The organism is Halomonas sp. TP35 (assembly GCF_052375975.1).
Lineage (GTDB): Bacteria > Pseudomonadota > Gammaproteobacteria > Pseudomonadales > Halomonadaceae > Vreelandella > Vreelandella citrativorans.
This window is the reverse complement of the sequence record NZ_JBQSUZ010000001.1, coordinates 106104-131409: the sequence shown is the minus strand read 5'-3', so window position 1 is coordinate 131409 and position 25306 is coordinate 106104. Positions and strand designations below refer to the sequence as shown.

The 25306-nt window shown below is 52.3% G+C and carries 21 protein-coding genes; 7 read left to right on the top strand and 14 right to left on the bottom strand.

Features of this window, described 5'->3' with window-relative positions; all coding sequences use genetic code 11:
* Positions 1 to 5 precede the first annotated feature (5 nt).
* Both recG and ACT3RU_RS00595 read right to left on the bottom strand, forming a co-directional pair.
* Positions 6 to 2084, bottom strand: a complete 2079-nt coding sequence (recG, locus tag ACT3RU_RS00600; RefSeq protein WP_192526809.1) for an ATP-dependent DNA helicase RecG — start codon at positions 2082 to 2084, stop codon at positions 6 to 8.
* Positions 2081 to 3010: a hydrogen peroxide-inducible genes activator gene (locus ACT3RU_RS00595; RefSeq protein ID WP_192526808.1), complete on the bottom strand. Its 930-nt coding sequence runs from the start codon at positions 3008 to 3010 to the stop codon at positions 2081 to 2083. The genes recG and ACT3RU_RS00595 overlap by 4 nt, the downstream gene beginning before the upstream one ends.
* Positions 3011 to 3162: 152 nt before the next feature.
* On the opposite strand from ACT3RU_RS00595, the gene ACT3RU_RS00590 reads away from it, so the two are divergent.
* Positions 3163 to 4044 carry an SDR family oxidoreductase gene (locus ACT3RU_RS00590; RefSeq protein ID WP_192526807.1) on the top strand — a complete coding sequence of 294 codons (882 nt, stop codon included), beginning with the start codon at positions 3163 to 3165 and terminating at the stop codon, positions 4042 to 4044.
* 137 nt (positions 4045 to 4181) lie between these two features.
* Here the strand turns inward: ACT3RU_RS00590 and ACT3RU_RS00585 are convergent, their stop codons facing one another.
* The 4 genes from ACT3RU_RS00585 to gmk all read right to left on the bottom strand — a co-directional run bounded on the left by ACT3RU_RS00585 (position 4182) and on the right by gmk (position 7914).
* A complete protein-coding gene (locus ACT3RU_RS00585; RefSeq protein WP_087110278.1) occupies positions 4182 to 4571 on the bottom strand; it encodes a RidA family protein in 390 nt (129 codons plus the stop codon).
* Between the two features lie 196 nt (positions 4572 to 4767).
* Complete coding sequence (gene spoT, locus ACT3RU_RS00580; RefSeq protein WP_087110276.1) at positions 4768 to 6903, bottom strand: bifunctional GTP diphosphokinase/guanosine-3',5'-bis pyrophosphate 3'-pyrophosphohydrolase; 2136 nt, start codon at positions 6901 to 6903, stop codon at positions 4768 to 4770.
* 26 nt (positions 6904 to 6929) lie between these two features.
* Positions 6930 to 7190, bottom strand: coding sequence for a DNA-directed RNA polymerase subunit omega (gene rpoZ / locus ACT3RU_RS00575; RefSeq protein WP_087110274.1), 261 nt, complete (start codon positions 7188 to 7190; stop codon positions 6930 to 6932).
* Positions 7191 to 7281: 91 nt separating this feature from the next.
* A complete protein-coding gene (gene gmk / locus ACT3RU_RS00570) occupies positions 7282 to 7914 on the bottom strand; it encodes a guanylate kinase (protein WP_192526806.1) in 633 nt (210 codons plus the stop codon).
* Between the two features lie 157 nt (positions 7915 to 8071).
* Here gmk and ACT3RU_RS00565 point away from each other — a divergent pair, with 157 nt between their 5' ends.
* The gene (locus ACT3RU_RS00565; protein ID WP_192526805.1) at positions 8072 to 8767 is read left to right on the top strand and encodes an extensin-like domain-containing protein; all 696 of its coding nucleotides are present in this window, start codon (positions 8072 to 8074) and stop codon (positions 8765 to 8767) included.
* A 72-nt stretch (positions 8768 to 8839) separates the two neighbouring features.
* On the opposite strand, the gene ACT3RU_RS00560 is transcribed toward ACT3RU_RS00565, so the two are convergent.
* Positions 8840 to 9097, bottom strand: a complete 258-nt coding sequence (locus ACT3RU_RS00560; RefSeq protein WP_087110268.1) for a YMGG-like glycine zipper-containing protein — start codon at positions 9095 to 9097, stop codon at positions 8840 to 8842.
* A 61-nt stretch (positions 9098 to 9158) separates the two neighbouring features.
* Positions 9159 to 10355: an MFS transporter gene (locus ACT3RU_RS00555; RefSeq protein WP_193054066.1), complete on the bottom strand. Its 1197-nt coding sequence runs from the start codon at positions 10353 to 10355 to the stop codon at positions 9159 to 9161.
* 384 nt (positions 10356 to 10739) lie between these two features.
* On the opposite strand from ACT3RU_RS00555, the gene ACT3RU_RS00550 reads away from it, so the two are divergent.
* Positions 10740 to 11342 carry a DNA-3-methyladenine glycosylase family protein gene (locus tag ACT3RU_RS00550; protein ID WP_192526803.1) on the top strand — a complete coding sequence of 201 codons (603 nt, stop codon included), beginning with the start codon at positions 10740 to 10742 and terminating at the stop codon, positions 11340 to 11342.
* Between the two features lie 11 nt (positions 11343 to 11353).
* On the opposite strand, the gene ACT3RU_RS00545 is transcribed toward ACT3RU_RS00550, so the two are convergent.
* The 6 genes from ACT3RU_RS00545 to ACT3RU_RS00520 all read right to left on the bottom strand — a co-directional run bounded on the left by ACT3RU_RS00545 (position 11354) and on the right by ACT3RU_RS00520 (position 20502).
* A complete protein-coding gene (locus tag ACT3RU_RS00545) occupies positions 11354 to 12229 on the bottom strand; it encodes a pirin family protein (protein WP_192526802.1) in 876 nt (291 codons plus the stop codon).
* A gap of 270 nt (positions 12230 to 12499) precedes the next feature.
* Complete coding sequence (locus ACT3RU_RS00540) at positions 12500 to 15856, bottom strand: DEAD/DEAH box helicase family protein (protein ID WP_483392487.1); 3357 nt, start codon at positions 15854 to 15856, stop codon at positions 12500 to 12502.
* Positions 15856 to 16050, bottom strand: coding sequence for a hypothetical protein (locus tag ACT3RU_RS00535; protein ID WP_179914907.1), 195 nt, complete (start codon positions 16048 to 16050; stop codon positions 15856 to 15858). Before ACT3RU_RS00535 ends, ACT3RU_RS00540 begins: the two co-directional genes overlap by 1 nt.
* Positions 16047 to 16640: an ATPase gene (locus tag ACT3RU_RS00530; protein ID WP_225733711.1), complete on the bottom strand. Its 594-nt coding sequence runs from the start codon at positions 16638 to 16640 to the stop codon at positions 16047 to 16049. Before ACT3RU_RS00530 ends, ACT3RU_RS00535 begins: the two co-directional genes overlap by 4 nt.
* On the bottom strand, positions 16627 to 19977 hold the full coding sequence (locus tag ACT3RU_RS00525; RefSeq protein ID WP_192526800.1) for a site-specific DNA-methyltransferase: 3351 nt from the start codon (positions 19975 to 19977) through the stop codon (positions 16627 to 16629). Before ACT3RU_RS00525 ends, ACT3RU_RS00530 begins: the two co-directional genes overlap by 14 nt.
* Before the next feature lie 318 nt (positions 19978 to 20295).
* Entirely contained in the window at positions 20296 to 20502 is a 207-nt protein-coding gene (locus tag ACT3RU_RS00520) for a hypothetical protein (RefSeq protein WP_192526799.1), read from the bottom strand.
* A 372-nt stretch (positions 20503 to 20874) separates the two neighbouring features.
* Here ACT3RU_RS00520 and ACT3RU_RS00515 point away from each other — a divergent pair, with 372 nt between their 5' ends.
* The 4 genes from ACT3RU_RS00515 to ACT3RU_RS00500 all read left to right on the top strand — a co-directional run bounded on the left by ACT3RU_RS00515 (position 20875) and on the right by ACT3RU_RS00500 (position 25241).
* Positions 20875 to 21996, top strand: coding sequence for a hypothetical protein (locus ACT3RU_RS00515; RefSeq protein ID WP_192526798.1), 1122 nt, complete (start codon positions 20875 to 20877; stop codon positions 21994 to 21996).
* Positions 21997 to 22066: 70 nt separating this feature from the next.
* Positions 22067 to 23527 carry a DNA (cytosine-5-)-methyltransferase gene (gene dcm / locus ACT3RU_RS00510; RefSeq protein WP_192526925.1) on the top strand — a complete coding sequence of 487 codons (1461 nt, stop codon included), beginning with the start codon at positions 22067 to 22069 and terminating at the stop codon, positions 23525 to 23527.
* Between the two features lie 48 nt (positions 23528 to 23575).
* Entirely contained in the window at positions 23576 to 24799 is a 1224-nt protein-coding gene (locus tag ACT3RU_RS00505; protein WP_287078148.1) for a type II restriction endonuclease, read from the top strand.
* Complete coding sequence (locus ACT3RU_RS00500; RefSeq protein ID WP_192526797.1) at positions 24783 to 25241, top strand: very short patch repair endonuclease; 459 nt, start codon at positions 24783 to 24785, stop codon at positions 25239 to 25241. The genes ACT3RU_RS00505 and ACT3RU_RS00500 overlap by 17 nt, the downstream gene beginning before the upstream one ends.
* Positions 25242 to 25306: the final 65 nt, after the last annotated feature.

Below are 25306 nucleotides of genomic sequence, written 5' to 3'. Positions count from 1 at the left end.
GACCGCTACACCTGCCCGTAGCGGCCTGCGGCTTCGCCCAACCACCGCCGCACTAGTACGGCGGTTATTTGCGGTTCGCTTTGCAGCTCGCACGCTAACGCGGTGACGCGCTCTAAAAGGTCAGCATCGCGTTCCAGATCAGCAATTTTCATCTGCGCCAGGCCCGTTTGCCGGGTGCCTAACACCTCGCCCGGGCCGCGGATTTCCAGATCTTTTTCAGCGATACGGAAACCATCGGTGGTCTCACGCATGACACTTAGGCGCTGGCGGGAGCTTTTGGAGAGCGGCGGGTGATAAAGCAGTACACAGAAGCTTTCCGTGCTCCCTCGGCCCACGCGACCACGCAGTTGGTGAAGCTGGGAAAGCCCCAGACGTTCCGGATTTTCAATAATCATCAGGCTGGCGTTAGGTACATCTACTCCCACTTCAATCACCGTGGTGGCTACCAACAGATCCAGTTCGCCCTCTTTAAAAGCAGCCATCACGTCGGCCTTCTCGCTGGCCTTCATTCGCCCGTGGATCAAGCCAATGGCAAGCTCCGGTAACGCATCGGTTAGTTCCTGACAGGTGACTTCCGCCGCCTGGCACTGCAGCACTTCGGACTCATCAATCAGCGTGCACACCCAATAGGCCTGGCGACCATCGCTGCAGGCACGGCGAATCCGCTCAACAACCTCCGGGCGGCGCTCATCAGACACCACCACGGTTTTAACCGGCGTACGCCCCGGCGGTAGCTCATCAATCACCGAGACATCCAGGTCCGCATAGGCGCTCATGGCCAGCGTGCGAGGAATAGGTGTCGCGGTCATGATCAACTGATGTGGCGTTAACCCACCCGCTTCGCCTTTTTCACGCAGAGCCAGGCGTTGGTGAACCCCAAAGCGGTGCTGTTCATCGATAATGGCCAGCCCTAGGCACTGAAAATGAACATCGTCCTGGAATAGCGCGTGGGTGCCAACCACCATACGTGCGCGGCCATCGGCGATGGCTGCCTTCGCATCCAGGCGGGTTTTGCCCTTTAATTTACCTGCAAGCCAAGCGACTTCAATGCCCAGTGGCTCAAACCACGCTTTAAACGCCCGGTAGTGCTGCTCAGCAAGGATTTCGGTAGGTGCCATTATTGCCGCTTGGCAATTGCCTGCCAGGGCCGCTAGTGCTGCCATGGCGGCCACCACGGTTTTCCCCGATCCCACATCACCTTGCACCAGGCGCAGCATGGGGGCGGGACGGCTTAAGTCCAGCGCAATTTCCTCAAGCACTCGCCTCTGGGCCCCCGTTAAGGCAAACGGCAGCTGAGCTAAAAAGCGTGCCTGAAGGCTGCGCCCGGAAGGCAGCTGAGGGGCGCCGTCGGCCTGAATACGCAGGCGCACTTCACGCAGGCTAAGCTGATGCGCTAAAAGCTCTTCCAACGCTAAACGGCGCGTGGCGGCATGCTGGCCGCTGGTCAGCTTTTCGATGTCCACATCGGGCGGGGGTTGATGCAGCAAATGTAGGCAGGCGTGCAGCCCCGGCAGGTGAAAACGCTGACGCAGCGCGTCAGGAATGACATCGGGTAGCGCTTCGGGCGCGCTATCCAGCAGGCCAAGCGCTTGCTGCGTCAATGCTCGCAAGCGGGCTTGATTCAAGCCTTCGGTGGCGGGGTAGATGGGGGTAAAATACTCATCGACCGGCGTTTCACCCGCCGTATTCAAGCGATATTCGGGATGATAAATTTCTAGCCCGGTGGCCCCGGCCCGCGCTTCTCCAAACGCACGAACCGAAACGCCCGGGTGTAACTGCTGCTGTTGGACAGGCGAAAAATGAAAAAATCGTAGGCTTAGAATACCGCTACCATCGCGCAGGCGCACCAGCAGGCTTCTCCGTCGCCCTTTAACGACGTCCGAGGCAGTCACTTCACCCTCAATCACGGCTTCCTGCCCAGCGCGTAGCAGGCCGATTGGCGTTAATCGAGTGCGATCCTGATAGCGTAGCGGCAGGTGAAAAAGCAGATCGCTCACGTGTTCAATGCCCAACCGCGAAAGCTTGAGCGCCAACGCTTCACCAACGCCTTTAAGCGCAGTGACGGGGCCATTAAGATCGCTCATGAGCGCGCTTTACCCTTTTGGGCAGGCTGCTTGCACTGGCTGATGGCATCCACTAGGGCATCGATCGCTTTAGGGCGCGGGAAGCTGGCTCGCCAGGCGATCGCTACCGTCCGTGAAGGGGCAGGGTCTACAAAGGGCCGACTCTCAAGCATCGCGTTTTCATACTGATCGGTGCCTAACGCTGACTGCGGCAATACGGTAATGCCTAGCCGTGACGCCACCATATGCCGAATGGTTTCCAGCGAGCCACCCTCGGCAATCAAGGTGTTATTCGGGTTGTTAAGCTTTTGGGTAATCGCCGGGCACGCCTCAAGAATCTGGTCTCTAAAGCAGTGGCCTTCACCCAACAGCAGCAAGCGCTCTTCCAGCAGCTCCTCTTTACGAATAGCTTCGCGCTCTACCCAGCGGTGATTTGCCGGTATCAAGACTTCAAACTGCTCTTCGTAAATAGGCTTGGTCACAATATCGGTGTCCGTGAACGGCAGTGCCACAATAATGACATCCAGCTCGCCATTTTTTAACTTGGCACGTAACGTTCCGGTCATACCTTCTTCAATATACAGCGGCATTTGCGGCGCAATATCAGCAAGAGCAGGAATCAGGTGCGGAAACAAGTAGGGACCAATCGTGTAAATAGCCCCAATGCGTAGTGGATTGGATAGCTGATCCTTACCCGCGTTGGCCATTTCATAAATCAGCCGGCTTTGCTCCAGCACGCGCTGGGCCTGAGCAATGATCTTCTCACCAAGGGGGGTTACCTGAATCGTGGATTTGGAGCGCTCAAACAGCGGTATATCAAGCTCCTCCTCCAGTTTTTTCACCGCCACAGAAAGCGTGGGCTGCGACACATGGCAGCGTTCAGCCGCGCGACCAAAGTGGCGTTCCTGGGCAAGGGTTACGATGTAGCGAAGTTCTGTTAAAGTCATAACGGCGCCAGTGGGCATCCTCTCGTAGCAGCTCATGACGAATATCATGGCAGTCAGCGGGACGAAAAGGGACAGGAAATCCTGATGACGATGTCACATCTCGCAACGAGTTTGTATCCAATAGGGAATATTTATCAAAAGGAGTGGACAAGGTGAAGCTAACGATACTGATTATCGGTTGTGGCGATCTCGGCATTACCTTAGGACGCGAGCTGATTGATGAGGGGCACCGCGTCATTGGCGTACGTCGTAAAACGGCTGTTTTAAAAGACACCGGCATTGAACCCCTGGCACTTGACCTTAATGATCTTGATGAGGCCAATGCATCTGCACTCCCCCAAGCGGACTACGTCATTTATAGCGTAAGCGCTGACCGCTTTGAAGAGAGCGCCTACCAAAGCGCCTATCCGGACGGTCTAAAACGCGTACTGAACGTGATGGAACAGCACAAAAAATCGCCGCGCCGGGTCTTTTTTGTCTCCTCTACCAGTGTATATGGTCAGCAGGAAGGCGAAGAGGTGACCGAGGATAGCCCAATCGGACCCACCAGCTTCTCCGGCATGCTGATGCATGAAGCGGAGCAACTGCTGCTTAACCATCCGCTACCCGGCACCGTGGTACGTTTTTCAGGCATTTATGGGCCTGGCCGTGACCGCTTGATTCATCAGGTAGCGGAAGGCCGTATCGCTGCGGTTACGCCCGTTATCTACTCCAACCGCATTCATCGGGATGACTGCACCGGTATTCTGGCGCATTTAATTCGCCGTCAGGAAAGCGGTCAATCACTGGCGGAACTTTACCTGGGTAGCGACTGCGAGCCGGTCACGCTGCATAACGTGATGGCCTGGATCGGCAAGCAGCTGAAGGTGGAATCAACCGATACCATGCAATCGCCGCTGCGCCGCCGGGCCAGTAAGCGCTGTAACAACCAACGTATCCTCGAAACCGGCTATCAGTTTAGCTACCCCAGCTACCGTGAAGGTTACGCTCAGATACTCAAAGAGGGCGGCTTTTTGGAGACACAGAAAGCCTGATTGAAAAACTCCGGGTAAAAAAGCGTTAATTCAGATAGCAAAACAGTCGATAGCAGACGAGATAATCAATACGCAAACACCGGCGGGGCGTTTAACGCTCAGCCGGTGTTTTTTATAGCGGAAACGTCGTTAACGGTTTAGTCGCCGATGACCATTACGGCTTCGGCTTCTACCTGGCTGCCTTTAGGCAGCGCTTTAACACCCACCGCGGCGCGGGCAGGAAACGGTGTAGAGAAAAACTCTTCCATTACTTTGTTAACGATGGCGAAGTTATCCAGGTCGACCAGGTACAAATTCAGTTTCACCACATCGCCAAGCGAGCCTGCGGCTTCTTCGCAAACGGCTTTCAGGTTGGTAAATACCTGACGTGCCTGTGCTTCGAAATCCTCGGAGACCAGCTCCATGGTCGCTGGGTCTAGCGGAATTTGACCAGAGAGATAGACCGTATTACCTGCTTTGATCGCCTGCGAGTAAGGGCCAATCGCGGCAGGGGCTTTGTCAGTATTAATAACGGCTTTATTGCTCATGCGGTGTTTCGCTCCTCAGTTATTTAGTACTCGTCGTTATTCAGTACCAGTCATTATTAAGCGTTAATTATCCAACCAGCGTGTTTGTATAAGGTTTAAAAGGGATACTGTTTTTTTCCAAAATAGGGTTAATGACCGCAATAGCGTTACGTGGCCGGTGCCGAATGGCAGTTCGGCCAGGCCGCTTTAAATGGATTTAATTGGTCATACGGGTAATTTTGACGACGTTCGGCAAATTACGAATGCGCTTGATAATACGTGCAAGGTGAACGCGGCCCTTGACCGACAGCGTTAGATTAACCGTAGAGAGGCGCGCGTCGCGCTCCTCAATGCCGATTCGCTCAATATTAGCATCAGCATCGGTCACCAGCCCTGCAAGCTCCGCGACGAGGCCTCGGTGGCTTTCAATTTCAATCCGCAGTGCCACCGGGAAATCTTCATCAATCGCATCAGACCACTCAAGCGTAAACAGCTTATCAGGGTCGTTTTTATGCTCTGTCAGGTTTCTGCACTCGGCGCGATGCACCACCAGCCCTTTGCCCATGGAAAGGTGACCCAACACCGGGTCGCCCGGAAGCGGGTGGCAACAGCGAGCAAAGTTAATCACCATGCCCTCGCTACCGCTAATCAGCACGGCTTTACCGCCATCAAAGGTACCTGAACGGGAATCGAGAAGATCATCATGAGCGACATCTATCAAGCGCCTGGCGACCACATTCGCCATACGGTTGCCCAGGCCCAGCGACTCCAGAAGGCTATCCTGTGAGGCTATTTCCAGCTCTTTTAACGCTTGCTGAAGTACGCTGTCGTCAAGCTCTTCCAGGCTGGTTTCAAACGGCGCCAGCGCCTTGTTAAGGAGCCGCCGACCAAGCGTAATCGCTTCGGTTTGCTGCTGATGCTTCAGCGCGTGGCGAATAGCCGAGCGCGCTTTGGCCGTCGAGACAAAGCTAAGCCAGGCAAGGTTGGGGCGTGCGCCGGGTGCGGTGATAATTTCCAGCGTTTGGCCGCTTTCCACGCGTGTTGACAGCGGCGCCAGATGACGGTCAATTCGGCAGGCAATACAGTTATTGCCGATATCGGTATGCACGCTGTAGGCAAAGTCGATCACCGTGGCGCCTTGGGGCAGCTCCATGATGTCGCCTTTTGGGGTAAACACGTAGATGTCATCGGGGAACAGATCATTTTTGACGTGTTCGATAAACTCCAATGAGTTCCCCGCGTGGCGCTGCATTTCCAATAGGCCTTTCACCCAAGCTCGGGCGCGCGCATGGCTGCCTTCGGCAATCGGATGCGTGGTCTGCCCCGCTTTATAGAGCCAGTGAGCAGCAATACCGTTATTGGCCATGGCCTCCATTTCGCGGGTGCGGATCTGCACTTCAATCGGCATGCCGCGCGGCCCAAACAGCGTAGTGTGGAGACTTTGATAGCCGTTGGCCTTGGGGATGGCGATATAGTCTTTAAAGCGCCCAGGCACCGGCTTATACAGATTATGCACCACGCCCAGGATACGATAGCAGTTGGCGACATCCTCAGTAATGATCCGAAACCCGAATACGTCCATGATTTCAGCAAACGGTTTACGCTGGTCGCGCATCTTTTTATAGATCGAGAGCAGATGCTTTTGCCGCCCCATGACCGTGCCCTGCAACGCCTCTTCATCCAGGCTTTGCTGCAGTGACGACTGGATTTCACGCATGGCGCTACGCCGATTCCCCCGGGCGCTGGCGACCGCTCGCTTGATACGCTCTGAACGCATGGGGTGAATGGCTTGAAACGAGAGGTCTTCAAGCTCAATACGAATCGTATTGATGCCTAGCCGCCCGGCAATACGAGCGTAAATTTCCAGTGTTTCTCGGGCAATACGGCGTTTTTTATCCGGCCTGAGCGCACCAAGCGTACGCATGTTATGCAGGCGGTCAGCAAGCTTGACGATAATGACGCGAATATCCCGCGACATCGCCAACACCATCTTCTGGAAGTTTTCCGCTTGGGCAACGGCTTTATCTTCAAAGGTGATTTGGGTCAGCTTGGAAACGCCATCGACAAGCTCCGCCACCGGGTTGCCGAACTGGGCCGCCAACGCCTTTTTGGAAACACCGGTATCTTCAATGACATCATGCAGCATGGCGGCCATCAGGCTTTGATGGTCCATGTGCATATTGGCCAGAATATTGGCCACAGCAAGCGGATGGGTAACGTAGGGCTCACCCGAGCGCCGACGCTGACCATCATGGGCCTGCTCAGCGTAATAAAAGGCGCGCTTGACCTGCTGGATCTCGTCTGAGGGTAAATAGCCGCCGAGTCGATCGGCCAGGTCATCAATGGTGAACATTTACCGCGCCCCTGCTCGTTTCAGCCTTAGTCGTCGATTTGGGCGCTGGGCGCCATGGCGGGACGCACGCGAACAGGCGCTTCAACAGGTTCGTCGAGTACGGTGTGATCCACGAGGCCTGCTGCAATTTCACGCAATGCCATCACGGTAGGCTTATCGTTTTCCCAAGCCAACTGGGCATCACGCGAGCCACGTGCCAATTGGCGGGCGCGCTGGGTGGAAATCATCACCAACTTGAAGCGGTTTTCGACATTTTCCAGACAATCTTCAACGGTTACGCGAGCCATGGGGCCTTCCTGTAATGACGACGCTGGGCCGGCGTTGTTGGATAACGCCGCCGACCCAGCGAGAAAAAGAATAGTAATAGAACCTGATAGATTACTCGACGCTGGGCGCCTGTGACAAGAGCGCATCCAGTAGCGGTGCATGGCGCTCGCTAACCTTGGTAAGCGTTAAGCGGCGACTGATCACCAGCGACTGCAGTTCCTGAAACGCCGTGGTGAAGTCATCGTTAATTACCAGGTAGTCATACTCATTAAAGTGTGACATCTCGCTAACCGCATCACGCATGCGCCGTGCAATCACTGCATGCTCATCCGTACCGCGATTCGCCAAGCGGTGCTCCAGCTCGCCAAGCGATGGCGGCAGAATAAAGATGGATACCGCCTCAGGCATTTGTTCGCGTACCTGCTGCGCGCCCTGCCAGTCGATTTCCAGAATAACATCCTGGCCCGCTTTCAACAGCGTTTGGACCGCCTCGCGCGACGTGCCATAGTAATTATCGAAGACTTTGGCATACTCAAAAAAGTCGCCACGCTTAATCATCGCTTCAAAGTCAGCCACCGTGGTGAAATGATAATTAACGCTATCCACCTCACCGTCACGCTTAACGCGTGTAGTATGCGATACCGAGACCTGAATGCCATCAAGGCTTTCAATCAACTCGCGAACCAGACTGGTTTTGCCTGCACCCGACGGGGCGGAAACAATAAAAAGCGTACCTTGGGACATACAGCGCTTCCCTTGTTAGCGAAAAAACGGTTAGTGAAAACAGTTAGCAAAAAGATCGTTAGCGGAGCAAACAAAACAACACACTTATTTAAGGTGCGCAGTATCGCACACCCTCTGCGCGGACTGTAGAGTTTGCGTAAGTACACAAGGAGGTTGGATGCGCAGCACGCTGGTTATATTGGTTTTTATTGCACTTGGTGTGGCCGTGCAAAAAGGCATTATTGACATTCCTCGCCACTGGGCACCGTGGGCTCCTCTTCATATCAATGATCCGATAACGCCCGTTACTCAGCTAAAAATCAAACGTTTAAGCAACAATAGAGATGCCTGTTTAGCCGCGCTGAATACCGTGCCAGAAGGCGAGCTGAGCTATACCCCCCTTGCCGATTACTCCCCCACCGCAAACTGCCCACTGACTAATATTGTACGTATGCAGGCCAGCAGTGTGCGCTTTAACCAAAGCTTTGTGGCTTCCTGCCCGCTAGCGCTTGCCTGGGTGATGTACGAGCGTCACGAACTTCAGCCTGCGGCGCAAGAAATCATGGGAAGCCGCGTGGTTCAGGTAAATCACGTGGGCAGCTTTGCCTGCCGCAATATTTACCATCGTGAGAGCGACCGGCGCAGCGAGCATGCCACGGCGGAAGCACTGGATGTTATCGGGTTTCAGCTTGAGAACGGCCAACGTATAACACTGATCAACCACTGGGATGATAAAGGGGAAACAGGAGAGTTCTTGCGAGCAGCGCGCGATGGCGCTTGCAGTACGTTTGGCAACGTATTGGGGCCTGACTATAACGCCGCGCACGCCGATCATTTTCATATGGGCATGCGCGGCTTCAGGCTATGTCGTTAAAACGCCGTGCTTTAAGAGAAACAGGCCCTTAAGAAAAATAGGCAATGATGAACGAGCAGTGGGCTTTCACGATTAATCGCGGTCTAGATTGATATCGTCTTCATCGGTCAGGGCGCCCGTTGCAGCACCAACGCCTGCGCCTAGCGCGGCACCACCAGCGACACTGCCACCCGTGGCAGCGGCAGCGCCCGCCCCCACAGCGGCACCTAACCCAGCGCCACTCGCAGAGCGTTCACCCGTTGTCGTACCGCAGCCAGCTAAACCAATCGTTAATGCGGCAATAGCGCTCAACGTTAAAACGCGCGATGTCTTGATCAATTGAGTATGCATAGTCATCTCCTTATGGGTTGCACCCTTACACCCTAGGAATGAATGGCTATTTATGCCACTTTTATAACCCCACAGCCACGCTGTCGGTGCGTTTCTCAAGCCAGCGCCCCCACGCAAAAATCGCTAGCCCGCATAGCGCCAGGCCCGTGCCCACCAGCCCCGTACTCGACCAGTTCAAACCAGCACTAATCGCCAACCCGGCAAGCCAAGCACCTAATGCATTAGCGCCATTAAACGCAGCATGATTAAGCGAGGCCGCCATGGTTTGAGCATCCCCGGCCACATCCATCAAGCGCGTTTGCAACGAAGGGGCAAGGGCCATACAGGTACCCACAAGCCCAACGCACAGAAGCCCTGTCCATACGTTATTGGCAGCAAAATAATAAAGCCCTTGAATCAGGGCACACCAAACCAGAATTTTTGGAATGGCCCGCATCAGGTTCTTATCCGCCATGCGACCACCGACCAGGTTACCAATAATCGACCCCACACCGAAAATCACCAGTACCAGTGGCCCCAAGGCTTCGCTCATGCCCGCCTGTTGCGTCAGGGTGGGCATCACATAACTAAAAATCGAAAACATACCGCCACAGCCGATACAGGCAATGGCAATGGTGACCAGAACACGAGACTTGGCCAGTGCCGATAGCTCACGCAGCGGGCTTGCGAGTGCATCAAACGGCTGCACCGGCACCCACGTACGAATTAATAGCGCGGTTAGTAAGGCGATAACGCCGACCCCGGAAAACGCGATTTGCCAGCCAAACAGATTGCCCGCCCAGGTACCCAGCGGCGCGCCGATTAAAATGGCCGTGGTTAAGCCCAGCATGACACGGGAAATGGCCCGGGCACGTTGATCAACCGGCACCGCCCCTGCGGCGACTAATGCCGCAACGCCGAAGTAGGCGCCATGCGGTAAACCTGCCACAAAGCGCAGTCCCACGAACGACCAGAACCCTGGTGCCATGGCACTGGCAATATTGCCGATGGCAAACACCAGCATCAGCGCAATTAATAACGCCCGCTTGGGCGCGCGCGCGGCCAATGCGGAAATCAACGGAGCCCCGACCACAACGCCTAACGCGTAGCTGCTGATCGCGTAGCCAACTTGCGGCACGCTAACCGCCAGGTCGCTTGCGACACGGTTCATCAGGCCCATTATGACGAATTCACTGGTGCCAATACCAAACCCACCTAGCGCCAAGGCGAATTCGGCCAAACGCGGGTTACGCGCCAGCCCTTGGGGCGACTCTTGCATTTTTTCTCCTCAGACGCGCCAAACGCCTGCTTAACAAACGGCCATATAGTGGGGCGATGATCGCAGGATTAGACGAAAGTATAAATATGCTCAATGAAATATTAGCAGGCGAGTGTTTCACTTTAACAGACTACGCTTTGAAGCAGGCCTGCGTTAAAAGGCTTAATCCACAAAGCACCTTAGGCTTTGTACGAAAACTGCTTGCGCTCGACCATACGGCGTTAAAAATCAGCTCGTGCGCGAGTCCGATCAAAATACTCATTTACACATGTAAACTCGTGCGCGAGCTCGGTCCGCTTTTTCGCTGATTTTTGCCTTGTCTGGCCTTCGCTCAGCGACTTTTCGTACAAACCCTAGTAACTCTCTGCACCCATAAGGCGTCATATGACCCCTGACACCATTGAAAAGGCCCTAAAAGCGCTCGCCAAGGCCGACCAGGATATCGCCCGTGCCCTTCCATTGGTAGGGGCGCCCTCGCCACGTGTGCGTAATAAAGGCTTTGCGACGTTCTTCTCCACCATTGTCAGCCAGCAGCTTTCCACGGAAGCGGCTCGTGCGATTATGAGCCGCGTGAATACCCTGCTACCAGAGCTTCACGCCCAAGCCGTCCTCGACACACAAGGTCAGGCACTGCGTGATGCCGGGCTCTCGTGGCGCAAAATCGAGTACGCTAAAGGGCTTGCCGAAGCGGAGCTTGCCGGCACCTTCAGTGCCGACGGGCTTGAGCATCTAGGCGATGAGGAAGTGATTGCCACGATTACCCAACTGCGTGGCTTTGGGCGCTGGAGTGCTGAAATCTACCTGATGTTCTCGCTTAAACGCCCGGATATCTTCCCTGCCGATGACCTCGCCCTACGCGTAGCGTTAGGCCGCTTAAAAGGTTTAGACGACAAACCCACGCCCAAGCAGGCGCGCCAGTTGGTGGAGCCTTGGCGCAGCGTGGGGTCGCTGTTTTTATGGCACTACTATCGCGGCGAGCCAGTTTAAAAATAAAGCATTTAGGCGTTCAGTCCGCCAAACTTACCGGCCTGATAATCCTCGACCGCCTGCTCGATCTCTTCGCGAGTATTCATCACAAACGGCCCGTGAGAGTAAACCGGCTCATCGATGACATCGCCATGACCAAACAGCAGCTGAGCGTCGCTTGCGGCTTCAATCACAATGCTATCGCCCTCCCGGTCCAGTTCAACCAGTTGATGGGGCTTGGTGGGTTCACCGCTCACCGTAACGTCGCCACTCACCACATACAGAAACACCTGTCGCCCAGCGGCAACGGGCAGTTGCTCGCGCGCACCGGCAGGCAGCTTAAGCGTCGACATAAACACATTGGTTAACGTCTCGATAGGGCCGCTTGTATCGCCCCACTCCCCGGCGATCAGATTCAACTCACCGCCACCTGGTAGCGCAATTGTCGGAATTGAATCCTGTTGAAGGCCCATATAGCGCGGTTCGCTCATTTTCAAACGCGCAGGCAGATTGATCCAAAGTTGAAGGATTTCCAGCGGGCCACCGTCACGCAAAAACTCAGCGGGTGAGATTTCCGCATGCACAATACCGCTGCCCGCCGTCATCCACTGCACGCCGCCTTTATGAATCACGCTCTGATGCTTGGCGCTATCGGCATGGGCAAGCGAGCCTTCCAGAATGAACGTTACCGTTTCAAAGCCACGATGCGGGTGCGGGCCAAACGGCAAACCTTGATTATTGGCGGGATAAACCTGCGGGCCGTGATGATTCAAAAACAGAAAAGGATCCAACTGATCAAGACCCGGCCCAGGCAATGGCCGCCGAGTGACCAGATCACCAATATCATCGCGGTGTGCCGGGTGCTGGGCGGTAACGCGGCGAACTGAGTTAACGGATGAGTCCGACATAAAATACTCCTTAACAAATTACCTTTAGCTTAAAACCTAAGCTAAAGAATGAGGAGCGAATAGTTTTCTTTGGATTGTTCAAGGAAATTGATGGGTGGCTGAATAAGAGCTTTGATATGCGCAGCTACTTATTAATTTTGCAATTCGAGACGCATTGCGTCTCGAATTTCATAGGCTATGAGCACTCTCAAACTGGTTTCAGGAAAAGTATTCAAATTTTAAGAGCCTGCACGCAGTTTCCATTAACCAAGTTAGAGAGGCATGGTGCAGCTAACAGGGAACTGCTGGGGCAGTGACCATTTGCATAAGTCTATCCAGATAGTCCGAATCAGACATGAACAGCACATGTTTAGCACGGAGCTCCTCTGCAGTCATACCCCAGTGACTGTTAACCCACGCGCTTGTCGTACTGGAAGGGGCCAAAATAAAGCTTTCAAGCTCCACACACTCATTCCTCAAGCGGCGCTGGACATCCTTGATGCGTTCAGAGAATTCTATCTTTTCATCTTTGGGTCCAGTATGTCGTACGCCGTGAGGGTCAACGAAGACAATACGCTGCCTATCCTGATTAACATGCCAGAGGATGAAATCCGGGTAAAAGCCTCCTGCTTCAAAGAACCCAATTCCCTGCCGTACTAGGTTCCTGAGCAGATAAACCTGCTCACCTCGCTTAGCGATGGCCTGCTGGTTTCTCTTAAGCCATACTTTGAGATCCTCTACAAAACGGAATTCACTGTCATTGAGAGCAACCGGCTCAACACGAATCCGGCTATCTTTGCCAAGATGTAACAACGGATTATAGAGATGTGCACCGATCTGTACGGCGCTGACACCGTTTGCTTTGGATGAGCAATAGGCCACTTTTTGCTGCTGCTCAATCGCCGCCTTCATTTGTTTGATATCGTCGATTAGCGCTAACTCACTGCCATCAACCACCAACTGATACTCATTGGTGCTAGGCAAATTACCGCGCGCTTCCTCAAGTGCTACCAACTCCATGCGTGGCTCTAGGTAAGCACGCCGGTGATAGTTGAACACACGATCTAACAGCAGCGATAGCAGCTCTAACGCCATACTCTGATAACGCTGAAAGTTATCTGCATGGAGTTTCCATTGGTCATCGGGCACTAACAAGCTGTACCAAATCTGGCTTTTCAATAACTCGGGGAAACGCTCAGCGTCGATTAATACGTTAGCGTACCCACGGGCACGGCGATAACGCTCCAGATCACGTGCCAGCGCGGCCATGTCGATGAATAAAAGCCTGTCATCATCGAAATAGCGTGGCAGTTGCTTCGCCAAGCCGGGCTTAGCCATGACTTCTTTCACACCCGATGCTTGAATGCTATCTACCCTAGGGTAGCGATCTAGTTCAACCCGGCGCTCCTTTAGAACGATATCCGGTGTTAGGCCCAGCGGGCTATAAAAATCGCTGCTAATCACCGGATGCCCAAAACGCACCAATGGCCCATCACGATGAAAGCTGTAGGCCTGCCGGGTATCCTGGCGCACTTTAGGCCGTAGCATCTTCAATGATTTACCCACGTCTTCCATAACATTGAGCTTGAGGGTATGCACTTCCGGGTTATCGTTACCCGGCAAATCTTCGTCTTTGAGAAAGTCGCGGAAGGTGGCCATAAAGTCGGCGCCAACGCCAAACACGTTCAGCGTTTCCAGCAAATAGAGGTATTTGGGCGCAAGAATCGGATCAAGACGACTTGAACGCATCAGGCTCATATCGCGCCCTTTAAGACGCACCCCACGGCCGAAGAGTTGAATAATCTGCGAGCCTTCCTTCTTGCCGGTGTTCATCAGTCCCATGCTGGACACGCGCCAGCAGTTCCATCCCTCAATAAACTTTTTGGAGCCGATCAGTAGATTAACGGGCGAGCTTTCACGGGTAACCTCAGCAAAAATAGAGTTAGCTAATTCAGACTTACGAACCTGTAGGTGCTTGATATCGTGGCTTTCCAAGTGTTCAGCCAAGCCCAAGGCGTCGCCCACATTGATCAACCCAAAGGGTTTTTCCGCTTCCCCCACCTTCAACAGCAGCTCGCCAGAGTCGCCGGTAATCCGGTCAACGTTGAGCGTACCGCCACCTGCCGCATGGAACGTATGAGTAAGAATATCCCGATAGAGAGCGTCAACGGTGAGTTGCTGTTCCTTAAGCCCCGGAAAGCTACCAGAGAAAATTTCATTGCCTTGCTTATCAATCAGGCCCGCACTTGCTGCATCCCCTTGGTAAACGGCGCTGAGCGCTTGCTTAGCTTGCTCTTTCTCGCCCAAAAACCACGCTAAAAAGTCCAACACCTGAGCGATATCGGAAGCACGCTCATTGTAATTTTTAGCGCTCTCTTTACTGCCATCGTCTTTTACCACGCTGGCACCCACGAACACCCATAGGGGTACGGCAAGGTTCCACTGGCTTAGCTGGCGGTGCTCTTCGTGGAAATATCGCTGCTGCTGGTAAAAAGCCAAGAGCGCCGCTGTCAGGTACGTGTAGCGCTGCCGCGTTTCTTTTTCGGGCAAATTGAAGATCCGGTAATCCTTACCGTAGCCATCTTCATAGAAATAGCGGTACCCATAATCAAAGAGAATATTTTTAGCGTAAGACTCCTCAACCCCATTATCCCCAGCGGCCACCACCGCTTCTTTAAAGGTGGCCGAATATTCGAAGGTGAAGCCACGCCCCGCCAGTTTGTTACGGTGCGAAAGCCAGCCTTTCTCCTCACTGGCAGAGCCCAACCCACGGTGCCCTTCGTCAACCAGCAGCAAATTGCCGTCACCAAAGCTATCGACGGCCATTTTCTTTTTGCCCTGCTCATTGCCGAGCTTGGTAATTTCGCTAATGGCAACACGGCTGAGTGACCGTCGCTCTCCGCTGAACAGATCTCCTCCATCTTGGCTAAGACGTTCCGCCTCTAGGCTAGACTCGCGGCACTCAAGTAAATGCTGGTCGCTGAGGCGTTCATTGGGAGTGATTAAGATAATCTGTCCATAGTCGCCAATACGTTGGTATTGGCGGGCATAGTGGCGAAACTGGCGCACGTTGGTGTGCATCAGCAGCGTTTTACCGGAACCGGTGGCATTTTGCAGGCAGAGTTTATTAAGGTCTTCGTCCTGATAGCGGCCAATGCCCGTTTGGTAGCCCTGTCCTTGCCAAAACGCGTTAAACCTATCCACCTGGGTGTTAAGGCTCTCTTTTAGCGCCTCACGGTCACGAAAATATTCGAATAAGTAAATTTCCACGAATAGCAGCGTTAACCACTGGAAATACTTCCACTCGACTTCCACCTCACGCTGCTGATTGAGCGCATCGGTGTGTTCGACGATATTGGCATCAAAGCGCTTTAAATCTTCTTCGCTGTATTGCCAGCTTGATTGATAGCCACCCAGCAGCGCGTGCAGATAGTGATGATGCCGGTCCCCGGTTAATCCTGGCTGACTCTCTTTGAGATTTTTATTCAGCAGTGTGATAGGGCGCACTTGGCTGCCCTTGTCACGGCACTGCTCAAGCGGGTCGATACCAAAGCGGGTCATCACCCACTGGTTGAGCACCAGTTTTTTGAGAAAGTCATTCTTGGCGCTGAGTACTCTGATTTTCGCTTGGCGTGGCTTACCTGCCATTAATGCGACTCCCGATCCTGTCGATTCTGCTCATCACTCTGTTGGGTAGGCGCATCATCACCTATGAGGACTGGCCTATCGTTCTCCCAGACCACAGCATACTGACCCAGGCGGCGTTTACGCTCGAGCGTCTCGGCAACAGCCGAGCGCAAGCTTTCTAGCATCTCGTGAGTATCGGGGGTCAACTGAGTCATGGCTGAGACTCCTTTAGGAGTAAAGTGTAGTAACGCTCATCAAGCACTTGGCGCTGCGCACCCGCTTGCTCAAAAACCGGCGCAGGGGCTCCGCCCGCATTCATAAAACAGCGCGCACGGGTAACGCTTGGCGCGTAGAGCATCAATAGGTTGTTCAGGCTGCGGGGGAAGCGGCGCTGGATATCTTTCAGCGGAATATGGTGGCCACCGTGAGAGACACGCTCAGCTACACGCAGTCGCGACATCTCGGGCGAAGGCAGCGCTAAATAGACGAGCTCGACCCGCCACCCCGATTCCATCAGACGTTTTATCAGGCTGAGATACCCCCGCCCGGAGAGCGTTGTCTCAAAAGCAAAGTCTTCGCCTTCGATAATGGCGTCCTCGATTTCCTTGAGAAAAATACGGCTGGCAGAGAGCAGCTCACGCTCAGGCGCTAAAGGTGACAACCCGGCAGCAATTAAGTCAGCGTTGATAAAACGTGCACATTTAGCCACCTGCGGCAAATAATGCAGGGCAAAGGTGGTCTTGCCAGCCCCATTGGGGCCAGCAACGATCCAACACGTCGGCATAACAGGTTTAGAGGTCATCATCACACCCTTCCCACATGCGGGCATGGAAGGTTTCTTCCAGGCTATGAACACGATCACGGGCACGGCCCGACAAATTCAGGCCGTGGGGGCCATTGATATAGATGGTGTCGAACTCGCTATCCGTGGTGCCGATCTTATATTTTTCGAGCAGCGCCTCTAGCACAGCGGCATCTTTTTCCGCATCGTCCGTTAGCTTGCGCCATACCACCAACACTTTAGTCAAATCCTCGTCGCTGCCCGGAATACGGCGCACGTGACCTTCCACTTGGCGAATCCAGTACGCGCCATCTTCATTTTCTCGCAAGCTGACAGCTTTCAGGCGCGTGTTCTGATCTTCCGGCAGCTCGGGGTCGGCCTCGCGCTCGAAGCGGGCTACGTAGGTGCGTGGTTTATCCAAATGGGATACGTGCAGGCCAATCAACCAATTAAAAGTCTCAACCAAATCCACTGCGGTTTTACGGCTTTCATCGCTACCGGGCTGCTTCACTTTCAGCATGTAACTTTCAGGGTCACGGAACCACTCGGTATTCAATAGGCTGGCCGAGCCGCGAGTTTCTACGTCGAGTAGATACTTGAGAGTGTAGTTGCGGCGCAGGTCAGAGTTCTGCTCAACCAGCGCATCGCGCTGGGGATTATCATCTAGCTCTAAGTTGTTGAGGGCATCGTCGTAGCTTTCTAAACAAAAATATTTGAAAGCATGTGAAAGACCTAAGTATCCACCTGATGTACTTTCCTGTGGATGCCCATCTTTCCATTTTTCAGAATACGCAGCTTTTTTTAATCTGCTTTTTAAAACGCTTTCAAAATAATCCCCCACCTCAACCAAACAATATTTACGACTACCCGAATCTTGTCTATTTAAATTAATGACAGCATGCCCAGTGGTCCCAGAACCCGAAAAATAATCAAGAACATGAGCATTTTTCTTATCAGCACCAGATATCCAAAGGCAATCTTTCACTGCATGCGGAGACTTAGCAAAAGAGAACTCAGCTACTGAGAACATATTTCTTAAAGTTGCACTACCATATTCTCTAGCTGCATAAAGCTTATCATCCCACCATGTTCGAGGAAGCACACCTGAATCAGGCTCATGCCGACGCATAATTTTGATATTACCAGCTTTTGTTAGGGCTACTTCGAGATCAAATATTTTTTCCTTAGCGGATATATGATAAAGGCTCCACACTCTTTCTTTACCATTATCATCAATTGGGAAAACTTTGACTTCATTATCTCCAAGGCTTTCAAGCTCAATCCATGACTTAGAGGCTGAGTCCCATTGAAGATCAGGAATACGAAGTGTCATTTTTTCTGGATTTACATAAATTGGGTAAAATTGTTTAGGACGCTCCTTACGATGCGTCACAGCTCCTCCATCTTTTCTAAAATTACGCCAATCTACATATTTACCTTCTTCAACTGTAAATCGAGATAATTGCTTTTCATTCCTAGGAAGGCGCGAAAGGCGAGCACCATCGCTATTCGAATGAAAAATTGCATATTCATGGCATATAGAAAAACCGCTTACTGTAGATCGGCCAGAAGGATTGTTGCGAATAACTGCTGTTCCAAGGTGAGCATCACCCCCGTACACACTGTCCAGCACCATCGATAACTCATTGACTTGATAGTCATCAATAGTAACACAGTTGATAGCGTCTTCTTTCATAAGAGTCTTAGATACAAAAAGCCTATCTTGTAACAACGAAACCCAAGAGGAGTTTCTATAACCATTTTTATAGTTAATTGGCCCTGCATCTGTATTATAGGGAGGATCTATATAAACGCTATCAAATTCACCCTCAAACTTATTTTTAAAAGCCTGTAAAGCTTGATAGTTCTCACCATTAACTACTAAACCATCGAGATTGGAGCCAGGACTTTCTAACAATGAAGAAATATCATAGAAAAATTGAAAATCAAAATTATTAGTATCCACCATCAAGTGGCAATATTTTTTAGATTTTATCACTTCATAGACGCCAAGTGATTTTATATCACGCTCTAACATACCAATATCAAGGCAGTACAGCTTCTCCCATTCTGACCTCTGACGTGGATTAGAAAGAGCCATACTTGCCAGATCTATATTAGCTTCCATTAGATCAAGTGTAAAACAGTAGCCAACCTCAGTAATAAACTTCTTTTTCAACCAAAGCTTTTTCTGAAAGTTCTCCAACTGCGCTAAGAAATCAATAACTTCCTTAGCCAATTTACGCAGCACTTGAATTTTTTTAAGCTGTTGCTCGACGATGAGCACATCCGCATCGTCGATATCATCCAGCCGCAGAATTTCATTTTTAATATAGAAATCCAGCTCGCGGGAGAGGAAGCCACCCAAGTCTTTGTGGATAAAGTAATCCATCGTGTTGCGGGCCGTGTACTGCTGCAAGTACTTGCCCAACAGCGTGCGCTCTTTCTGCTTGTCGGTGGGTGCACGGGTGGCCAAGTTTTCACGGTAGGCGACGACACCATCAGTGGCGCGCAGCGCTTCCATAATGCGCTCTTCAGCTTCCACCAACCGCTTTTTCTGCCAAACGCCACTCTGCCCGGTCTTTTCTGGATCAGGGCGGTATTCAAACTGCAGCACTAGGTCGGCGCCATCCAAGCGAATGGGTTCATCATGATGGATGATAAAGAAGCGTTCGGTGCTCTCTTTAACATCGTTATGTTCACCTTCTGTGGCGTCCACCACGCGGCAGTGTACTTTGAGGGCAGCGTCTGTCGAATCAAACGCTAACCCTGTTTGGGCCGCGGAGCCTTGCAGCGTCTTTAACGCTTCGTTTAGGTTGAAGGTAAAATTGGCTAAGGTTTCGGAAGATTTTACGTAGTACTGATCTTTGTTGGCCCAGTGGAGGTAAACCTCACGGCCATCGTAGGGCACTGCGTAGGGAGCCGCACGGCTGTCATTCTCCGCCACGTGATGTCGGCGACTCATAAAGTCGCCTTTATCGTAGTAGCGTGAGAAGAAGCGATAGAGGTGGTCGTAGATATCTACCGAAGCACTCTGCTCCTGTTTAGCCACATGATAAGCCGCCCTAGCCTGTTTCACAGCAGGGGCGCTATCCGGATCTGGAGCACCTAGTTCTTCGGCTTGTTTACGCTTCTCATCAATGTCATGACGCATCGCTGATAGTTGCTGCTCGCCCTGCTTGGCGAAGGCATCTTCAATCGCCTGGGCTAAGTCTTCACGGATAAAGCGGGAGAGCTGGTCGCTTTTGGCATGCATGATGCGGTACAGCCCGAAATCCAACTCTGGCTTATCGAGCTGAAAAAGCTCGTGCAACAGCTTGATAAAGCGTTCCTTGTGACCGTCTGCAGTCGTAGCAACCATTGATTCGTATCCATCAGATCGTGCAACTGACGAGAAAAGCTCGACAGTTAGAATAATTGAAAAAGCTCGGGCAACCGCTAGGGCAGACCGATGATCATTGGGGAGCGCTCTGCACGCGCTTCGTGTTGGACGTCATAACGTATCGTGTAGTCGGGCAACTTAATTGGTGTCGCCAAGGACAGTGTTGCGTCCATCATCGGCCATACAAAAAAGTAACCCTCCATGGTGCGCTGATCTGACGAGAAGCGTGGAGGGCGTTCACATAGAAGAGTAAACAGCTGGTTGATTGGGGTCAATCCGTGAATGCCGCGTGAGTACTTAAACGCCTACGCAGCGAATCTGGAACAGCCGATTAGTCTGGCTTTTTCGATGCATCTGTCGCTCCAGAGCATCGATAAGTGCATCACGTTTTTCTTCGATCTCGTCTTGCACGTCGAAAATCATTTGCCGATCACGACACTGTTGGCGTTCGAGTAATTCAAGTGCTTTTTGGGCGACTTTTACTCTTCTAACGTAGGAAATCACTCTCTCTATTACTCTACTAGGTGTTATACCCGGTGCTGGCTTGGTAAGCAAAATAATGCCCTTACTTTCCGCCAGACGATGCAGCTTTCCGAAAAGGGCCGGGGATCACCCAAGACATAGCGAATGAAATAGCCATGACTGCGATTTGGCACTCCGAATCGAATCACTGAGTATTCTGGTGATGCATCAGGCACCTGTTATAGGACTGGGTGTATTTTAAAAAAACAGCCGCGATGTGGGCAGTTCAACTTCACAGTCGCCATGGCCTTGGGAGTAGTTTTTAAGTTGACCCAAGCGGCTCCTTCAACACTTGCTAATTATTCCTTGCCCAGCCAATATCAAACCTCCACGCGTAGCGCAGGATAATAGGCAATGAGCTTGCTGACCCCGTTTGGGCCCCTTCAGGATATTCCGCTTGATAACATCGAGCAGCTAAAGGAAATTCTCGTTCGTTCCGACAAGAGCCGGATGCTGGAAGGCCTCGTTATTGAGTCAGTATTTAACGAGTATCTCAGCAAGCTTACCGGGCAAGGGATTGACGTATTGCCGATCTCGCTGGTTCGCACACTGACGGTGAAAGCCCAGCGCCATTCGACGCGGAAAACGTTTGTGAATGCCTGGTGGATATGGGACCACTCAGAAGCGTGCACGTCAGCAGCAGCGCTGCGCAAGCTTCTTGCGCCCAAAGGAAGTCATGACGGTTTTCTGTTTGATTGCTATTACAACGAGTCGGCCAGAGACTTCTTTATCAAGGAGTGGAACGGCGAAACGCATATTCCCATTCAGTCCTTTATGCTGAAGAACCGGCGACAGACAGTACCTCAATTCAGGATTCCTGCGGCGTCGGTCATTGATGAACACCGCTCCCAACAAGCGTTCTGGGCGGGTATTTCCAGCCAATATAGCGATGATCTTTTCAAGCGAGTCGTGCTCCATCGCTTGTTCAAAAACTGTGCAATACAGCCTTTTTTCGATGGCGTGTGGGATATAGACAGCCTTGCACGGCTACCGGATAACACTTTCATGCAGTTGGAGGTTAAGCACAAGTTCCCGCGCATTGATGGCCCTGACGAGAATCTCTCTTTTGGGATTAATAACGGCCAGCTAAGGGTTATGCTGGCGTTGGCCCAGAGAGGCATCAAGACGCTGCACATGATTATGGTGAAGCCGATCTGGAACAAAAACCTGGGCACGGGCTACCTACTCAACCGAATCGGGGATCGCAAGAACGTCGTACTATTGGCAAAGTTATTGGATGAAACGACCTTGCGCGAGATAATGAAAAGACGCTCATCGGCAACGGGGGCGGAACAATCTTTCACCGGAAAAGATGAGCAAAAAGCGCGCTACGTTACCCCTTCCGAGTTCCAGTTTCTGGGAACGCTTGACGATCCCGTCGAAGAAATTGCCAAAAACATTCATCTTTCTGCCACTGGCCATTTGGATCGCCCGGCCAGTGATCAGATGTTAAAGAACAGCCGTATTCAGCAGTAAGATCTCGCCAAAACCGAATGATGGGCCTACAATCGTGGCAGATCGTCACACATTTGACCCAGAGAACCTCATGACTCTCCTTTTCGATATTGATAACGCTGCTGACTCAGACGCGGCTTCTCAACCAGCAGGTACTTCTCTATCGCCCTATGAGAGGCTTGATGACAGAGCTCTTTTGAACAAGCTGTTGGAAATTTACGATCAAAGAGCCATCGCAGAAGCACTTGCCGAGGCTGACAAGGGGAGCTGGTGCCGAGAAACCATCAATCGCTGGGCCAAAGGAAAGGCTGAACCCAAGGTTACCCGTGCCGCCTACCAGCGCATGGTGTCCATGCTGCCAACGCCTAAACCCAATGATATCAAGCCGTCTTTTCGATTCATTGACCTGTTCGCCGGTATTGGGGGAATAAGAAAAGGGTTTGAAGCCATTGGTGGCGAATGTGTATTTACGTCTGAGTGGAACAAGTACGCCGTACGCACCTATAAAGCGAATCATTTCTGCGATCCGCTTACGCATCGATTCAACGAAGATATCCGCGAAGTCACGCTGAGCTCAAATCTCGAGATTGACGAAGATACCGCCTATAAACACATTGATCAGCAGATTCCTGATCATGACGTGTTACTCGCAGGCTTTCCGTGCCAGCCGTTTTCTCTGGCAGGCGTTTCAAAAAAGAACTCTCTTGGCCTCAAACACGGGTTTGAGTGCGATGCCCAGGGAACACTGTTTTTTGACGTTGCGCGAATTCTGGCCGCCAAGCGGCCGGCGGCTTTTCTGCTTGAAAACGTCAAAAACCTCAAGAGCCACGACAAGGGTAAAACCTTCCGTGTGATCTGTGAGACGCTGGATGAGCTGGGTTATGAAGTGGCGGATGTTAACGCTCCCAAAGGCCAGGACCCCAAGGTTATCGATGCCAAACACTTCCTTCCTCAGCATCGCGAGCGGATTGTGCTTGTGGGCTTTCGTCGAGACCTTGATGTTCATAATGGCTTCACTCTAAAAGACATCGTCAACATGTATCCGAAGCAGCGCCCCTCTTTTGGCGAACTCCTGGATAAGGACGTCGATGACAAGTACATCCTGACGCCTAAACTGTGGGAGTACCTTTACAAGTACGCGCAGAAGCACCGCGAAAAGGGTAACGGATTCGGCTTTGGTTTGACCCGCTCCCACGACGTGGCCCGCACCTTGTCAGCCCGTTATCACAAGGATGGCTCGGAGATTTTGGTAGATAGAGGTTTTGATGACGCACTGGATTTCTACAGTGAACACAACCTCACGCACCGGCCAAGAAGGCTGACGCCCCAAGAGTGCGCCCGATTAATGGGCTTTGATAAGCTGGGTGAGAGCAACTTCGTCATCCCGGTATCCGACACCCAAGCCTACCGGCAGTTTGGTAACTCGGTGGTTGTTCCGGTGTTTGAAGCCGTGGCAAAGCTAATGAAATCGCGCATTCTTGCTGCCCGAAAAATTGAGTCTATCAAGGCGAAAGAAGACCAAAAGCAGATAGAGATTCCCCTCGCGCAGTAACGGGTTTGCCAGGGTTTTGAACGCCAAGATATCAGGGGCCATAGACGTATGGAAAAGCTGTCCACTCACTTTACAGGCGTTGGCGTAAAGCTGCTGAGTGAGGTTGAGGTTAACCCCAAAAAGTCCAACCAGCATGAACTTCAAGGGGTTCAGAAGCTCCGGCAAATTCTCGGAAATGAGCGGCTCTATATTGAGAGCACATGTCTCTATATGGGTGATGATGACGCCGACAGGCTCTCTCAGAATGGGACGTTAACCTGGTACGATGCACGCGAGAATGACCCGGCGCGTAGTGCAGAGTTTCGTTTGTACTATAAAAGCAGCAATGAGCCCCTGAAGTCTGCGGCGGCGGGAGACACCCTGATTTATGCTCACCGGCCTGATGGTTCTCTGCTGCTGGTTATCGTTCCCCAGGAAAGTGAGCTTCGAACAGCGCTTCTCTGGCTGTTTGGTGTGTATGAGGAGCCTGGTACGACGCTTGAAATCGTCGACCCAACCCGCATCGAGGTTCCGGTTTCACTGTTCAACTATATTGCTGACGAAGTTGGGATAGCCGTCCCAAGAGCAGGTGCTGATGAGGATAGTTGGCTAGATCTACTGCTTGAAAGATTCGACCTAAAATTTCCCACCACTCGAAAACTGTCAGATCTGGCGCTTGAAACGCTGCAACATGATATTGATCCAGTCTCCGCGCCTGACGATACGTTGATGGCATTGATCGAGCGCGAAGAAATACTCTTTAAGCAGCTGGAGCGCCACATTGTCAGTGCACACCTGGTAGAGCATGCCAACGGCTGGTCTAACGATGTAGATGCTTTTATCAGCTTCTCTCTCAGTGTTCAGAACCGAAGAAAATCCAGAGCCGGGCACGCCTTGGAGAACCACTTGGAGTGGATATTTGGCAAGCACGGGTTACCGTTTGAGCGCGGCGCCAGAACCGAGAAACGCTCAAAGCCGGACTTCCTGTTTCCAAGCAGTGAAGCGTATCAACACGATGACTTTCCTTCTTCAAAACTTCATATGCTGGGCGTCAAAACCACCTGCAAGGACCGCTGGCGGCAGGTTCTGAATGAAGCGCAGCGTATTCCTTTAAAGCACTTGCTGACCCTTCAACCCGGCGTATCAGAGCATCAGCTTACGGAAATGAGGGATGCTGGCGTTCAACTGGTAATTCCATCGCCGCTGCAGCCGTTTTACGCTCAAGGCAGCGTCGAGACGCTATCCAGCTTCATCGAATTTATTCGCGGGCACCACCATGGCGGACATAGTTGATCGTTCCACCCGGTCAAAAATGATGGCTTCAATCAAGGGCAAGAATACTGTCCCGGAGCGGTTCGTTCAGGCGGAGCTTGAGAAACGACATATTTCTTTTGACGCCCACGCGAACCACTTGCCCGGTAAACCAGACCTTGTGATTCCTGTTTATCAGGTCGCTCTTTTTGTAAATGGCTGCTTTTGGCACCGCCATGAAGGCTGCTTCTATGCGACAACGCCCGCCAGCCAAAAGGAGTTCTGGCAGAACAAGCTCGCCGAGACCGTACGCAGAGACGCACGCAAACAGGCCGAACTAGAGGCTCAAGGATGGCGCGTCATCGTTGTATGGGAGTGTGGCGTGAAACACTGCCCGCAGGAATTTGAGGTAGTGATAGATGCTATCGAGGGCGAAATCGCCCTTTCAGAGTGGCCCGAAAAGCCGCCACGTGTCAGGGACTAACGCACTAGCGACGCTATTATCACGAAGGGCCAAGTTCCCACTCGCGGCATTCTCTCTAAATACGT